Annotated in this window: 20 protein-coding genes; 18 read left to right on the plus strand and 2 right to left on the minus strand. The window is 33.4% G+C overall.

Going from position 1 to position 15479, the window contains the following annotated elements:
* Window positions 1-553 precede the first annotated feature (553 nt).
* Window positions 554-1225 carry an XRE family transcriptional regulator gene (locus HLV59_RS05675; RefSeq protein WP_171429505.1) on the minus strand — a complete coding sequence of 224 codons (672 nt, stop codon included), beginning with the start codon at window positions 1223-1225 and terminating at the stop codon, window positions 554-556.
* A 125-nt stretch (window positions 1226-1350) separates the two neighbouring features.
* Between HLV59_RS05675 and HLV59_RS05680 the strand changes: the two genes are divergently transcribed.
* From HLV59_RS05680 to HLV59_RS05735, 12 genes are all read left to right on the plus strand, one after another.
* Window positions 1351-1584, plus strand: a complete 234-nt coding sequence (locus HLV59_RS05680; protein ID WP_171429506.1) for a YdaS family helix-turn-helix protein — start codon at window positions 1351-1353, stop codon at window positions 1582-1584.
* 323 nt (window positions 1585-1907) lie between these two features.
* Entirely contained in the window at window positions 1908-2801 is an 894-nt protein-coding gene (locus HLV59_RS05685; RefSeq protein WP_171429507.1) for a hypothetical protein, read from the plus strand.
* Window positions 2798-3574 carry an ATP-binding protein gene (locus HLV59_RS05690; protein ID WP_057070206.1) on the plus strand — a complete coding sequence of 259 codons (777 nt, stop codon included), beginning with the start codon at window positions 2798-2800 and terminating at the stop codon, window positions 3572-3574. The genes HLV59_RS05685 and HLV59_RS05690 overlap by 4 nt, the downstream gene beginning before the upstream one ends.
* Window positions 3571-4062: a hypothetical protein gene (locus HLV59_RS05695; RefSeq protein WP_171429508.1), complete on the plus strand. Its 492-nt coding sequence runs from the start codon at window positions 3571-3573 to the stop codon at window positions 4060-4062. The genes HLV59_RS05690 and HLV59_RS05695 overlap by 4 nt, the downstream gene beginning before the upstream one ends.
* A gap of 210 nt (window positions 4063-4272) precedes the next feature.
* Complete coding sequence (locus HLV59_RS05700; RefSeq protein WP_171429509.1) at window positions 4273-4488, plus strand: hypothetical protein; 216 nt, start codon at window positions 4273-4275, stop codon at window positions 4486-4488.
* Entirely contained in the window at window positions 4478-5038 is a 561-nt protein-coding gene (locus HLV59_RS05705; RefSeq protein ID WP_171429510.1) for a hypothetical protein, read from the plus strand. The genes HLV59_RS05700 and HLV59_RS05705 overlap by 11 nt, the downstream gene beginning before the upstream one ends.
* Before the next feature lie 397 nt (window positions 5039-5435).
* A complete protein-coding gene (locus HLV59_RS05710) occupies window positions 5436-5660 on the plus strand; it encodes a hypothetical protein (protein ID WP_171429511.1) in 225 nt (74 codons plus the stop codon).
* Between the two features lie 90 nt (window positions 5661-5750).
* Window positions 5751-5978, plus strand: a complete 228-nt coding sequence (locus HLV59_RS05715) for a hypothetical protein (RefSeq protein ID WP_171429512.1) — start codon at window positions 5751-5753, stop codon at window positions 5976-5978.
* 69 nt (window positions 5979-6047) lie between these two features.
* Window positions 6048-6221 (plus strand): hypothetical protein, encoded by a 174-nt coding sequence (locus HLV59_RS05720; RefSeq protein ID WP_171429513.1) that lies wholly within the window; start codon window positions 6048-6050, stop codon window positions 6219-6221.
* A gap of 134 nt (window positions 6222-6355) precedes the next feature.
* Window positions 6356-6823 carry a phage tail tube protein gene (locus tag HLV59_RS05725; protein ID WP_133747023.1) on the plus strand — a complete coding sequence of 156 codons (468 nt, stop codon included), beginning with the start codon at window positions 6356-6358 and terminating at the stop codon, window positions 6821-6823.
* 62 nt (window positions 6824-6885) lie between these two features.
* On the plus strand, window positions 6886-7353 hold the full coding sequence (locus HLV59_RS05730; RefSeq protein ID WP_171429514.1) for a phage tail assembly chaperone family protein, TAC: 468 nt from the start codon (window positions 6886-6888) through the stop codon (window positions 7351-7353).
* Window positions 7354-7373: 20 nt separating this feature from the next.
* Window positions 7374-7514, plus strand: coding sequence for a hypothetical protein (locus HLV59_RS05735; RefSeq protein ID WP_171429515.1), 141 nt, complete (start codon window positions 7374-7376; stop codon window positions 7512-7514).
* Between the two features lie 175 nt (window positions 7515-7689).
* Here HLV59_RS05735 and HLV59_RS05740 read toward each other — a convergent pair whose 3' ends face one another.
* Complete coding sequence (locus tag HLV59_RS05740; RefSeq protein WP_171429516.1) at window positions 7690-8319, minus strand: hypothetical protein; 630 nt, start codon at window positions 8317-8319, stop codon at window positions 7690-7692.
* Window positions 8320-8566: 247 nt separating this feature from the next.
* Here HLV59_RS05740 and HLV59_RS05745 point away from each other — a divergent pair, with 247 nt between their 5' ends.
* The 6 genes from HLV59_RS05745 to HLV59_RS05770 all read left to right on the plus strand — a co-directional run bounded on the left by HLV59_RS05745 (window position 8567) and on the right by HLV59_RS05770 (window position 15436).
* Entirely contained in the window at window positions 8567-12196 is a 3630-nt protein-coding gene (locus HLV59_RS05745) for a coiled-coil domain-containing protein (protein ID WP_171429517.1), read from the plus strand.
* 403 nt (window positions 12197-12599) lie between these two features.
* Window positions 12600-12941 carry a phage tail protein gene (locus tag HLV59_RS05750; RefSeq protein WP_171429518.1) on the plus strand — a complete coding sequence of 114 codons (342 nt, stop codon included), beginning with the start codon at window positions 12600-12602 and terminating at the stop codon, window positions 12939-12941.
* Between the two features lie 52 nt (window positions 12942-12993).
* Entirely contained in the window at window positions 12994-13713 is a 720-nt protein-coding gene (locus HLV59_RS05755) for a phage minor tail protein L (protein WP_171429519.1), read from the plus strand.
* A gap of 12 nt (window positions 13714-13725) precedes the next feature.
* Window positions 13726-14475 (plus strand): C40 family peptidase, encoded by a 750-nt coding sequence (locus tag HLV59_RS05760; RefSeq protein WP_171429520.1) that lies wholly within the window; start codon window positions 13726-13728, stop codon window positions 14473-14475.
* Between the two features lie 68 nt (window positions 14476-14543).
* The gene (locus HLV59_RS05765; protein ID WP_133747016.1) at window positions 14544-14732 is read left to right on the plus strand and encodes a hypothetical protein; all 189 of its coding nucleotides are present in this window, start codon (window positions 14544-14546) and stop codon (window positions 14730-14732) included.
* Between the two features lie 59 nt (window positions 14733-14791).
* Entirely contained in the window at window positions 14792-15436 is a 645-nt protein-coding gene (locus HLV59_RS05770) for a tail assembly protein (RefSeq protein ID WP_171429521.1), read from the plus strand.
* The last annotated feature ends 43 nt before the right edge of the window (window positions 15437-15479 follow it).

The raw sequence follows: 15479 nt of genomic DNA on the forward strand, positions 1-15479 counted from the left end.
AACAAGTAAATTTGAAATCTAGAAAATAGAAAAGGAACTGAAAAGATTTCAGCACCTTTTAAATAGAGAGGAATTATACATTGATACAGAACAAAAAGAGATAGTAGGGTTGTAATCTCAGGGGGGGGGAATATCAGTTTTTTTAGAAGAAAGTCAATCAATTGTTAGATGATGGTAATAAATTTCACTGTAATAACAGCTGCAATAAACCAAACAATAAATCCTATTGATAAGAAGCCTAACATTTTTATTGTAATCAAAATATTAGTTTTAAAATTTAAGGACCATAAATTGTGTTCGTGGCTAGACCTGTGAGGAGAGTTCAAGTTGTGTTCATGTGTTATATTTTCTTTCATAATTACCTCTTGTTAAGTTGCGGTTGGACTTGTTGTGAATATGCTTCAAAGAATATATAGCTAAATATAGTTTTATCTATTAATTAAGTCAATAGTTAAAACTATTAAAATAATAGTTTTAACTTTTAATTTCTTACTACTAATAAAAAAGCCACATTAATTGTGGCTTTTTTATTAAACTTGATGTGTATAGAGGTTTATCCAGCTCTCCAGAACTGTCGACCCATAACTCTAAAGTTTTTACCATTTTCTTCTGTTACGCGCCGATCTCTAAATTTTTCGTTAAGACTATGAAGAATTAAAGAGCCATCTTCTTCTTTGAATATCTGTTTGAGCATGCCTTCACCAGCAAAATATACAGCATATATTTCACCATCGATAATTTGTGTTTGAGATATATCTATACCTACAAGATCGCCATCTTTTATATAGTCCATCATGCTATCGCCTTTAGCCTTGATAATGCGCATACAATCTTGAGCTACATGTTTTTCCTTAAAAAAAGAAGATGGAAAAGGAATTTTTCCATTAATCGCATCAAAATGAAATTCAATTGATTCACCTGTGCCGCATGAAAAATTAGCTTCAACTACTTCTATCCATACGTATTGATTATTTTCTTTATCTATTACAACTGGTTTAACTAAATCATCTTCACTAAATGAGTCTTCAGTTTCCCCAGTTGTTAGCCAATAGGCATCTACTCCTAAGTATTTTGCAATCAAAGGAAGAAAGGCTGACTTTAAACTTTTTCCTGTTTCTAAGGCTTGATATGTCGGTTGTTTAATACCAACCGCTTCAGCCACTTCATACTGGCTCTTTCCTGCTTTTAAGCGAGCCGCTTTTAAACGAGTTGCTAAATCAGACATGATATTAACCTTAAAATCGTTGAGCCTAAGTTTATAGTTAAAACTATTAAAATCAAATAACCTTAACTATTGACTTGTGATAGTTAAAACTATAAATTAACTATTAAGATAGGAGTTTGATAGTTATGAGTATAGGTAACATTCCAATCTACATCCAACTGGTGAGCTTTTTTGGGAGTCAAACAAAAACGGCACAAGCTCTTTCAATTAAGCAGCCTTCGGTTAATGCTTGGTTAACGGGTAAAAGTCAAATGTCTGAAAAAATTGCTTTACGGGCTGAGTATGTAACTAATGAGAGATTTAAAGCATATCAACTTTGCCCAACACTAAAAGAGTTCGAGAAGAAAGTTGCGAGTTAAACTTCACAGTAAAGGTGTAGGTAGAGACTAATTTTTTTAAGGATTTATAAATGGTTGAGATTAGTTTTAAGGAGAGATTTTTTAAATAAGTTTTATCAAAAATGTGAAAAGAAAATTTGGATACTTGGTTTATAAAGCAAAAAGCCTGATCGGCAAATCAGACTTTTTAGTTAATTCATTTAATTAGGAAATCACAATGAATTTGAAAATAAATTTATCACAATGTTGTGGCGAAAACAAATCGATTAATTGTAAGGGTAAGGAAAATAAAATCTTTTACCATTCAAATTCCTTTAAAGCTCTTTTAAAGGAGTTAAATTCCAATGCGTGATTATGGGAAGGTTTCTCCACACTTCTGGACAGGTATAACTGGTAAACAATTACGAGAGTGTCCCGAGTCAATTATCGTGGCTATGTATTTAATCACCAGTCCACATGCAAATATGCTTGGTCTTTATTATATGCCTCTTTTATATATAGCTCATGAAACTGGTTTGGGGCTAGAAGGAGCAGAGAAGGGGCTTGAATGGGCATGTAAAGTAGGTTTCTGTAGTTATGACAACGTTTCAGAAATGATCTGGGTACATGAAATGGCTCGTTTTCAGGTTGCTGAATCTTTGAAGGAAAGTGATAACCGTTGTAAAGGTATTCAAAAGGATTATGACTCATTACCGTCAAATCCATTTCTAGAAGATTTTTATAATAAATACTTTGAAGCTTTTTGTATGACGCATCGACGTGAAGGAAAGAATAATAGTTATCTTGAGAAAGAAGCCCCTAACAAGGTTCTTTTAAGCCAAGAACAGAAGCAAGAACAGGAACAGGAAAAAATTCTCTCTCAAGTAATTTTAACGAACGTTATGAAATCAGAAGATTGGAGACCTGATTTAAACCATCTCGCTACTTATTTGAAAAAGACTAAATATTCTCAGCAAGTGCAAGAAATCTTATCTATGGATGATTTTGAATTTCATTTGAGTAATTTCAATGCTCACCATGAAACTTCACGATATCTAACTGATAGTCAAAGACACAGCAAGTTTGCTCAATGGATATTTGAAAAGTTTGAAAAGTTAAAAGCTTCAAAAACTAAATCAACGAAGTCAATTTATTTAAATTCAAGAATACATGGAAATGTAAATCAAGCTTTTGAATACCAACAGCCAGAATATGACGAAAGTATTAAGCCATTGGAGTTGGGAGGAAAATTTGTATGAATGTAATGACAAAAATTAATCACTCTTTCGAACCAGGGTTAAATATTTGCTCTATTCATTTGGAGAAAAAGGTCAAGATTGCTGGTTTAGAAATCTGTCCAACGTGTGCTGTCAATAAAGTAACGGAGTCTAATCTCAAGCATAGTAAAACCGTTAGAAAAATGGTTTATGAAAATCATTTAGCAGGTGGAATGTTACCTATACGTCATAAAAACTCTGGGTTTCATAATTATCGCTGTGAATTACCAGGACAAATTATTGCTTTTAATAGTTGTGCAGCTTACGCCGAACGAATTATGAAAGGACAGGTAACGAATCTGGTTATGGTGGGGAAAACTGGGACAGGTAAAACACATCTTGCATGTGCGACGGCTAGAACATTACTTAAGAATGGCAAAACAGCTCGTTATATCACCAGTGAAGAGTTGGCAAATGACATCATGGGAGCTTGGTATCGTCAGGGTGATAGTGAAAAAAATACTATTTATCGTTATACAGAATATGACTTACTCATTATTGATGAGTATGGATTGCATGATCGTGAAAAACGTAAAGAAGTGGTTCATAAGGTCTTATATGCGCGTTATGACGCAGATAAAGCAACAATGCTTATTTCAAATTTTGCGCTTAATGATACTAAGGATCGGATAGGCACAATTATTCATGGCTTGATTTCTGATTTAGGTGATCGCCTTTGGTCTCGATTTCAACATGGGGGATTAACTCAAATTGAATGTGTATGGGCAGATACTCGTTTAGGAGCAAAACTATGAATGCTAAATTGGAACTTACTAAGCATGATTATTCAATGAGTTATTCAAATGTTTTTCTTAAGTCTAAACAGCGTAATGAGCTCGCTATCCAATTAGCAGAATGGGTAGCTCAAGGTAATCAGATTACCTTAGTTGAAAACAATATTGAGAATCAAGCCTATATTAAACAGGGCATGGGGAAGTTTACTAAAGATGAGTATAACAGCAGAAGTTATATGGAACATGGCGTAACATCAAAAATCTTATTGACTCATTCACTAATTAAAGAAACGACGGCGTATCCAAATTACCAACAAGCTTTATTAAAAATATTTGTTAACAAGTTCGGACAATCTTGGGATTTCTTGGCAGCTAATTCTGGCTATGCATTAACAGACCATCAGCTTCGTCGGATTTATTATGGACGATCAGAAGCCTCATTACTTGATTGGAATATTTTAAAACAGTCACTAGAAGCTTTAGGGGTGAATAATGAATCATCTTGTTGAACAGCGTTATTGTCAAACTCGAAGTGTTGGAATTATTCAGAAAAAAATTCTAAGTAATTTGAGCGATTTGAAGAATGTGGAATTGCCTATCCAGAGTAATAAAGATTTTGCTCATGAACGGAAATTACAGAAAAAGCACTTTAAATGCTTATTTAGTACAGAACTTTATAGGCGCTTATTAATAACTAAATGTACTGAGGGCTTAATGTAATGAAAACTGATCAAATTATTTTAGTAATAGTTACCTCATTTGCCTTCTATTTTGCTGTTAAGTTTTTGATGCAATGGTTGGTCGGTGAATATAACCATGGGGCAGTGATTGAATGGATGCGAAGAGGCTTCGCCTTTGGATTGGGTTTTATTTTTTCGATATTAGTAATGATCGTGATTGTGTATATTTTGAGAGGGTTAATGAATGAATATTGATATTAGTATTATGAATCAGTTTACTCAGTTTCAATGGTTATCCCGAGGCTTAACAGCACAATCATTGGACTTTTCAAGAGTTGGACATACCCCTAGTAAGGACGCTATTAATTATCAAGATAGGTTAGGGGCAATTGCTAAAATGGAGACTCAATTAGCTAAATCAGTATCTTCATTAATTATTTATAATGGAAAATCAGAAGAGGACTATAAGTTTATAAGAAATCATTTAGCTTTAATTATGTTAAAAGAGGCTGAAAAAGATAAAAAAAGAGAACCTGAATATATTGCTATTCACCATTTAGCATGGCTTATTGCTCGCATGGTTATCGATTTTTCTCTAAATCCTGATCTTGAAAAAAACTTTACTGCTCAAGGTAGACTTTATTATGCAGGTATTACGGCTTATAAGATGTCCGCAGATGTTTATAGAATGAGTTGGAAGCCATATGAGAAGTTGATGCAGCTTGCGCTTGAATCTGCTATTGCAGAAGCTGAGGATACTATCCGTGAATATCGGAAAGATACTTACAAAGAGTTACAATTATAGGGTTTTCATTATTGTGAAAAAAAGTGTATAGTTTTTATAAGATGGTCGTATTGCAAATTTTGTTTGTGGTGCGACTTTTTTGTTTAAATTGTTTTTTAATTTTTATTGTCGTATCTATAAGAATAATTCATATATTAAATTTTTACATAGATAATAATTTTTAGAGAAATTGTTCTTTATTTATGGAAAATCTAAAAATCAACGTTCTTTAATTATTTTATATGAATTTAAATTTTTAAAGCGTTATTTGAGTTTTGCTGTAAAAATGCAGCATATAAAGCCATATCAAATTAAGTTGATATGGCTTTATTTTTTATTAGTAATAAATCTGGAAGGGTATTTATTATGAGTTGTATAGGTTGTGCTAAAAGACGTAAATGGTTAGAGAGTAAATATAATGAACTTGAACGAAGAACAAAATTACTGTTGCTCAAAGTTACTCGAAGTGATGGAAGAGTTGGTAAAGCAGAACAACACATTGATTCAAAAGGTTGAAAATAAAGATACTCTTATTTATTCTGCTATCGAGCAAAATAATAAATTACTTCAAAAGTATTTTGAAGATCAAACAGTTGATCAAAATATTATTTCTTACTTAGATTCAAAGCCAAAAGAAAAATAATTTTATATCAACTGGTAAAAGTATTTTATATTATCTTAGTCATTAGAAGAGCAAGATTTAAAGTCTAGCTCTTTTTTTATTGGAAAAAATATGTCAAACGTAAAAGTCCAGTTTTTAACTACATGTATGCATAATCGAATTGTTTATATAGCCAATGAGATTATTGAGCTTGAAAAAAGAGATGTAGATGATTTACTCAAGCTCAATTTAGTTAAGGTTATTAATTCAGATGTGCTGAGAAAATCTAATAAATTAACCAATCAAGATAAGCCAAGGCGTACACGTAGTAAATCTCATCAAAATAATATTTTTAAATAACGTGTTTTTTAATGATTTTATTTTTTATCAATAGATAATGTAGTGATTTTTACTTGTTTAGGTAATTTTATGTCTGCAAATATGAGTGGTTTGACTAATCTACAAAACAAATTAAAGAAATTATCAGATGATAAGAGAATTAATCAAATTGTAGAGGATGTTGAAAAGAAAGCAACTTCTCAAAAAAATGCTAAAGAATTAATGATTAAAATGCTTAAAAGTGAATTAATAAATAAATTGTAATACAGTTTATTAGAGAGCTGTTGGTAATTAAGACAGAATTTATATATTAGAGCTATATAGTATTTCACAAATTCTAAAATTTTATTGCCTCGCAAACGCGAGGTTTTTTTCGTCGTTAAAAAAGGAGTCCAATCATGGGCGTATTAACACAAGGTACTGAAACATGGGTGAAACATGGTTCACCAGCTGTATTAACTAAAATTGAATGTATTACTGAATTGTCGGTAGGCGATGATAGTGTTACTGAAATTGAAACAACATGTATGGAAGAACGTGAATCTTCAACTTCAGAATATGGTTTGGTTAAACCAGGTGAAGGTAGTTTGAAAATCAATACTGATCCTGAAAATGAAACCCATGTTACGATTTTGAATTTGGCACAAAACAAAGCAAAAGTTGATGTTTTCGTGGGATGGGCGGATGGTACGGTTGCACCTACTTTACAGGGCGATGTTGTTACAGTGCCACAAGGTCGTTCTTGGACACAATTTCAAGCCCAATTACGAAAAGGCCCACCAATTTTCGATAAAGATTCATTGGTAAACCATACTATTCCAATGAAGCGCCAAACCCCAGCTTTCGATACATTGAAAACCGTTTAAGGTTTTTTTAGCATTATTAATAAGCCTGCTTAGCAGGCTTATTTTCTTTTGGAAAATTAAAAATGAAGAAACTAAGTGCGGATCAAATCAAATCAGGCATTTTGCTTGGTAAGCCAGAACAAGTAACAGTTCAAGTTCTGGTAAATGGTGAAGAATCAGAGTTTACAACCTATATTAAACCTTTTAACTATCAATCTGCTGTAGCAAATATGAAAGCATACGGAGAAAATAAAGAGGCTTTAGCAGGTATTTTAGCAAGTTGTATTACAGATGAGCATGGTGTTCCTACTTTCACTGAGGATGAAGTACGATTACACTTTAGCCAAGCATTAGTTGATATCATTTGGGTTAAAATTGTTGAAATTAATGTCATGGGAAAGCAGACATTGAAATCGACGACAGAGAAGAACTCCTCATCGAAATCGCAATCGCAACCTCAAGATCAATTGAAGAAGTCAAAACCACCTTCACCCACAAAGAAATTAGAACCTGGGCCGCTTACCGACAAAAAAGAGGTAGCCTCAACATAGGTTTACGTTTAGAAGAAGTAATGGCAGAAATGAAACTCATGTTTGCATCATCTAAGGGTGTAAAAGGGCTTCAAATTTATGATTATTTACCACACTTTGATAAACCACCCGCGCTTACTTTTGAGCAAGAACGTATGAAAAAAATGAAAAATTTACTTTAATTATAAAACATAAAAAAGCACTTTGAGAAAAGTGCTTTTTTAAAATAAATTAATAAATTTTTTCTGATGTAATACTGTATGTATTTTTAGAATTATTAAATTGATATGTTTTGATTTTATTATATTTAATAAATTTATCTGTTTTTTCATCTAAAATATCTCTTTTGAATTTAATTTAAATAGGGTAATTGTTTAAATCAGGTTGATCCGTTTTAATTTTATATTCACTCTTGAAGCTATAATTTAAAGGTGAGTTTTGGTCGTAAGTGCCTTCATTACTTCCTTCAATAATATCAATATTGTATCCTTGAATAGCATCATTCCCTAATTTAATAAGATGCAGTAAAGTATCTGATCCGCCATAATTTGAATAGGTATATGATTCGTCGAAGAAACCGACATCATTTTTACCTATTTTGACAATTCTTGATGCTAGATTTTCAATATTTAAATTATTAATTCCATATTGACTTGGTGGAGTGTATGAATCTCTATTTTTAGAGACTAAATCAAAATTATCTTGATTATTTTTCTTAAAAATCATGAGGTCAGCATTACCTTCACAGGCATGACAACCTTCACTAAACTCATAGAAATTTGAACTTTTTTCGACAAGCTTTCCGTTTTTAATTTCACTTACTGCTTTACCAATTTCATGTTTTTCAACAAAAATTAAATATCTATTTTCACCAGAGTTATTTTTAAAGACTTCCGCGGGATGGAGTATGGCTAAATATTCTTGGTTATTTTCTTCGATTCCAATATGGGGAAATTTAATTTCCTCTTCATCTTTACTTTCAAACATAGCATGAAACATAGATGGGTAAAATGTACGGAATATCGATTTTGTTTCCAAATCATCTACTGTTATTGCAAAAGAATGGTTAATTAAAAAAAAGAAGATAGCAGTAATAATTTTTGTTTCATTGCCTTGATTAACTCTAGTATTTGTAAAGTATACCCAATTTAGTAAAGCAGTAACTTGAAATCTAGTTAAATCATAATTTAATCATTGACGACCGAAAGGTCGTTTTTTTTGCCTGGAGATAAGTATGGCTACAACTAACTTAGGAAGTCTAAGCATAGACCTAGTTGTTAATATTGGTAATTTTGTTGAGCCTATTAACCAGGCAGAACGTAAAGCGAAATCAGCTAGTGAAACTATTGCTCAAAGTTTCAAAACTATAGGTTCTACCATGAAATCTGTCAGTGATTTCATGAATAACCAGATTGTTGCCGGACTCACGTCAACCGTAACACGCGTAATTGATACAGGTAGTGAAATCAAAAAATTGGCTCAGCTAGCCAACACAAGTACTTCGTCTTTTCAGTACTACGCAAAGGGTGCTGAAACTGTAGGAATTAGCATGGATAAGTTTGCAAACCACTTGAAAGGCATGCAACAAAATATCGGCAATTTCCAACAGACAGGAGGTGGTCCATTAGCTAATTTCTTTAAAAATATTGCACCTCAAGTTGGGGTAACAATTTCTCAATTCCAAAAACTTTCAGGCCCAGATGCGTTACAGCTTTATTATGATTCTCTTGTTAAAGCAAATGTTAGTCAGGAAAGCATGCGGTTTTATATGGAAGCCCTTATTTCAGACTCGACTGCGTTAATTCCTTTACTGGAAAATGGTGGGGCTGGATTTAAAAAATGGGGAGATACAGCACAAAAAGCTGGCATCATTATGGATGATGCGATGATAAAAAAACTAACACAAGCCAAAGAAAACTTACAAATCATGGATTTGAAATGGCAGGGTCTTCAAGCCACGATGGTCAATGGAATTATGCCTGTATTTATTGCTGTCACTTCTCATATGGACACCATTACTGCAGCAGCAGTTGGTTTGGGGGCTGCTCTAAGCGTTAAACTTGCAGTACAAGCTGCTATGGTAGCCAAAGAGTTTGCTATGTGGGCAATTGAAGGTGTACGCACTGTTGCAACTTTTGCAAGTGTTACAGTAGCTTCATTAGAGACTACAACTGCAATGGGTGTATTAAGAGGGGCTATGGCATTTCTTGGAGGACCTGTCGGTTTAGGTCTTCTGGCTGTACAAGCTCTTGCTGCCGGTGCAGCTTTTCTCTTTATGAAAAATAGTAATGATGAGGCTGCTAAATCTTTAAATGAACAGGGCGTTTCAATTGCTGAAATAATTAAAAAATATCAAGAGTTAGATACGGCCTCGCAAAGAACTCAGATGCGTGCTGAAAAAAAATCATTAGAAGAATTAAATCAAGAGTATGAAAAATCGAAGGGTACGTTAATTAGTATGGCTATTGCTATTGGACGTCTGGATGGTTCTACTACTGAGGCATCTCGAACTGCTAGTGAATTAGCTATGAAGTTTAAAGAAGGGCAAATGACAACTAGTCAATTTGCTTTTGAAATTAATAAATTATCTGGCGTATCTGAAAAATCAAAAGCAAGAATTGATGAGCAAGCAGCAGCTTCAATTAAAGTCGGTCAAGAATTTACAAAACAAAAAGAAGTAATCAACTCTTTATTAAAGTCAACCGATGAAGCAACAAAAAAACAAGGGAATTTAAATAAAGAGTTTTATGCTGCTGAACTAGCTTCAAATAGAGCTAAAGTCGGTTATGAACAATATCAAAAAACTTTTAATACTGAATATAAGGATGTTAAAGGTCAGCAAGCACTTTTCGACAAGTATGGCAAAAAGTTTTCTTCAGAACAAATGGAAAAAGTTTATGAGTGGGGGAAACGATATAATTATGACTTTGCGCAGATGGCAACCCCAACAGCCCAAAAAGATTTGAAAGCCTCTTTAGACTTATTAAATTTAAATAAACAATTTAAAAGCCAGCAAGAAGACAAATTAAAACTAGAACAAAGATCAACTGAAGAAGCGAAAAAACAAGCAGAGTTAGCAAAAAAGCAAGCTATGACTAGTGCTGTTATGGATCCTGTAAATAAAAATATGCTGAGCGTTTATCAAGCCTTTATGAGCACAGGTGTGTTGAATGAGAAACAGGCTAAATATTTTACTGCGGAGGTTGGAAGGGAAAATGATTTCCGTAGTTCGAAAATGTTTGGTAGTCATAAAGATCACAATAATGGTTTTACTAACGTAGGAATTTTTTCTTGGCAAAAGGATAGAGCGACAGACCTAATAAGTCTTTTATCAAAAAAAGGACTCCTTGATAGCTCTGGTAATATTAAACAAACACAAGAAGCTCTAAATGCTCAGGCAAAATATGCTATCAGTGAGATATTAGGAAATAAGCGATTTGCTAAATCTAAAAAGGCATTAATGAAAAATGCTGATTATAAAGAATTAGAGAATACGGTGGGTAATAACTTTATTCGTTGGGATTATGACGGTAATAAAATCAACGCCCGACCTCATCACAAGAAACGAGATAATTATTACAATAAAATTAACTTATTGCTTGGGAAAAATGGAGATGAAAGTTATGCATTAGAGGCTTTAAAAAATGTACAAAATTCTGATGATGAGCAGTATCAAGCATCCCTTACTCAAGCTGCGAATGAAAAAGCTTTAAAAAGAAAATATTATACTGAGCTGGAGAGAATCTTAGCAGATAGTGACGATGACAAGGCTGAGATTATTAAAACTATTCCAGAAGGACCTGAACGAACAAGATTATTAGATCTTCGTCAGAAGGAATATGACAAAGCAATAGAGAGTTATATAGCTGCAGAAGATGAAAAAATAAAGATTCAAAATCAGGCGATTCAAAGTACTAAAGATAGAATTGATCAAATGAATCAATCTAGTACTGAAACTTGGGCGAGAACAACTCTTACTCCAGATGAGTTAAAAAATTGGAATTTTCAAAATGAATTTGAAACTAAACAGACTAATTTGTGGGATGGATACCAAAATATAAATGAATCAATTAATAGTAATGAAAACTTATCAGAGACTGATAAATATCAAATGCTTGAAGATGCACATCAAGCATATGTCGATGCAAAATTCGCAATGGATGTTGAATATGATACAAAGTCTCGAGAGTTACAAAATAGTTTAAATGTAGAAAATTTAAATAATTATGCAACCATGTTTGGAGATATGGCTGGGTTAGCTAAAGCTTTCGGTGGAGAGCAATCTAATACATATAGAACGCTGTTTGCCATGCAAAAAGGTTTTTCATTGGCAAGTGTAATTTTATCTAGTTCTGAAGCAATTGGTAAAGCATGGGCATCAGCAGCTTTTCCTTATAACATACCCGCAGTGGCTATGGCTGTAGCTCAAACAGGTGTATTGAAAGCGGCTGTGTCTGCTGTTACCCCGCAAGGCTTTGCAACTGGTGGACAAATTAGAGGCTTGGGAAATGGTTTAAGTGATAGTATTCCTATTTGGGCTTCCAATGAAGAGTTCATGATTAAGCAATCTTCAGCTAAAAAGATTGGCTTGGATAATCTTCATTATATGAACCAGACAGGTGAGTTGCCTCAAACAGAATCAAGTCAAATTATCGTGCCTCAACTTGCTGAACTACCTCCAACGGGAAATGCAATTAATGCTCCTGTTTCAGTAAATGTGACAGTAAACTCAGATGGTAGTAGTCAGGTCGACTCATCTGGGCAATATAAATTAGTTGGAGAAGTGCTTGGGAATACAATTCGACAAGTATTACTTCAGGAATTACGCCAAGGTCGGATTTTATATAATGCGATTCGTGGTTAAAAAGTATCAACTTAGTGCTAAAAAATAATAGCTTAATGAGATTATTAAATTTGACATAATTTGAACTAAATATTTTAAATAAAATTTATTAATTTATAGTTTCTTTCTTCTGAAAACTAAAGTATAGTGTAACTAAGATGGTCGAAATGTGATTTCGATGCAAAGATTAAAAGCTAACTTTAGAATTAAAGTTAGCTTTTTTATTTCTAATACTCTTATTTTGAAATTTTCAGCTTTTTATGAAATGTAAGCTTAATATTTGGTTTGAATTATTTTAATAAATCTCATTTAGTCTTTTATTTTTAATTTGTATTTTAATAGAGCAAATAATAAATTATTTATCATTTAAATATTGTGTGAATAAGTATTTATATAGCTGCTCTGTATATTTTAGGAATATTTTATGAGTACACTTAAGTTTATTTGGACTCAAGATTTAGATGGTAACTCCCAAAAAAATACATTTAATGTCTTAAATACGAATTTTGGGGATGGTTATGAACAAACCGTAAGTATTGGTATTAATAATTGTTCTCGGCAGTGGCAATACACTAAAACTGATGTCGAAAAAAATATTATAGAGATCAAAAACTTTTTTGACCTACATAAGGGTTCAAAATCATTCCTTTGGGATTCGCCATTAGATGGTGAAGTACGTGTAAAAGTGGGTGAATATCAACCTGTCCATTTAGGTGGTGGTTGGTGGCGTATTACTACAACGTTTACCCAAGTTTATTATCCTTAAATATTTATTCACTTATGAGCCCCTTAAAAGGGGCTTTTTTATGGAAATTAAAATGTCTCTCGTCAGTGATTTTCAAAAACTTGAAGTAGATGGACTAATTACTCTTTATGAATTAGATGCAAGGAATCTTGGAGCGGGTATTTTGCGATTTCATGGCCATGCTAGTTTTAAAGATAATGGTGAATGGAAGCCAAATATTATTTGGCAAGGTGAAACTTATGAACCATTAGCAATTAAAGTATCTGAATTAGAATTGCGTTCAGATGGAAAAGCATCTAGTCCAACTTTAGCAATTGCAAATAATATTAATGGTATTCAAGGAGCTGTTTCAGCTTATTGTTTACAATTTAAAGATTTCGCTGATGCTAAATTAAAAGTCATTACCACAATGGCTAAATATTTAGATGCTTCAAACTTTTCTTCTGGTAATACAAATGCAGCAAATGAATCAAAAGAACAGATTTGGTACATAGAACAGAAAACGTCTGAAAATGCTCAGCAAGTCACATTTGAACTTTCTAATCCGATAGATAATGAAGGGCGAGAAATCCCTGTTAGGCAGATTACTTCACTTTGCGAATGGGCTTGTAAAGGACGTTATCGAGGTGAAGAGTGTGGCTATACAGGCACGGCAATGTATACAGAAAAAGGTGAACTCACTGATGACCCAGCCCAAGATAAGTGTGGAGGTCGTTTACGAGATTGTCGGTTGCATTTTGGTGAAAATCAGCCTTTATCTTACGGCGGCTTTCCAGCTTCAAACTTGATGTAAAGCAGGTCCATTATGAAACTTTCAGCAAAAATTAAAAAAGCAATTATGGTGCATGCTGATGAATGCTATCCACTTGAATGCTGTGGCGTGATTGTAGATCGCCAATATATTCCTTGTCGTAATATTTCTACTCAAAATGATCAATTTGAAATTCATCCTGAAGATTTATCTATGATTGAAGATCAAGGTGAAATTCAGGCGTATGTTCATAGTCATCCAGATGGGACTACACGTGCTTCGGAATTAGACTTAACACAAATTGAATTACATAAAAAACCTTGGGTGATTTGTTCATATCCAAATATCGATTTTCAAATATATGAACCATCTGGCTATAAAGCACCGCTTGTAGGACGCAATTATTACCATGGCTGGCAAGATTGTTATTCACTAATCCGTGATTTTTATAGCCGTGAACTCGATATTTCATTAATTGATTTTGATCGCGATGATGCTTGGTGGGAACAAAAAGATCACCCTTCACTCTATTTAGAAAATTATGAACAAGCTGGTTTTTATGAAGTATCACAACCTAAATATGGTGACATGCTTATTTGTAGAGTAGGGCGCACAGAGCATCCTAATCATGCATTAATCTGGCTGGGTGACCAAGGACGATTTAAATCTGAACAAACAGAATCATGTATTGGTTCATCTCTAATTCTTCATCATCCTTATGGGCGTAAGTCTGTAAGAGAGATTTATGGGCCACAATGGTTAGATCGAACCGTGAAGATTTTAAGACACAAAAAAATGAATTAAACCGCCGCAAGGCAAAATCCCTAAAACCTGCATTCGCAGGTTTTTTATTTTCTAAAGAGGTAATTTCAATGGCAACTCAAGCAGCAAAACAAGTTTCAGTACTGGAAGCAGAACTCGTAACTCAATTTAGTAATCAGGTGAATGCTATTCAATTCAATAAAGGTATGACGCTTGAAAATTTAGTCCTAACTTATAATCGAGAAACAGGGTTCTCTATTTTAATTGAAGAAGCTCAAGCTCCAACAGAAGCTCTCTAATTTTAAATTTAAGGAGATATTCGATTGAATATCTCCTTTATTAAATCCAGGATAATCTCATGTTAAAAACAATCAAACTATATGGTGTATTAGCAGAAAAATTTGGAAAGCAATTTCAATTAGATATTGTGAATACTCGTGAAGCTATGCGTGCATTATCAGTTCAAGTTCCGGGTTTTGAAAGTTTTATGTTACGTGCTCATGAGTCTGGACTTAAATTTGCCGTATTTTTAAATAATAAAAATTCTAGATATAAAAAGAATCATTCCTCAATTTATGATGCAGATTCAAAACAGCAGATTACAGGAGATAATATCTCTGAAGATCAGTTAGATATGAATACCCAAGCCGACACCATTCATATTGTGCCTCGTGTGGTAGGTGCTGGTGGTGGAGTTGTTCAAACTATTTTAGGTGTAGCTCTTATTGTTGCAGGTTTTTGGACAGGTGGGGCGACAACAAATATGGGGATCGCTTTAATTGGCGCTGGTGCAGGCATGGCAATAGGTGGGATTTCAAGCATGTTAATGCCCGCGGTGTCAACTACTCAGGACCAAAACCAAGATGGTAACCGAGCAAATAAAGGTTTTGGTAGTGCTGTAACAACAGTAGCTCAAGGAAATCCTGTACCTGTTCTTTATGGTCAGCGTGAAATTGGTGGATTTATTATCAGTGCAGGACAGTACCCTGAAGACCAACTTTAATCAAAAAATAGATTTTGTTATAGGCGCTTATCAGCGCCTTTTT

Origin of the sequence: Acinetobacter lactucae (assembly GCF_013122135.1) — a bacterium.
Taxonomy (GTDB): domain Bacteria; phylum Pseudomonadota; class Gammaproteobacteria; order Pseudomonadales; family Moraxellaceae; genus Acinetobacter; species Acinetobacter lactucae.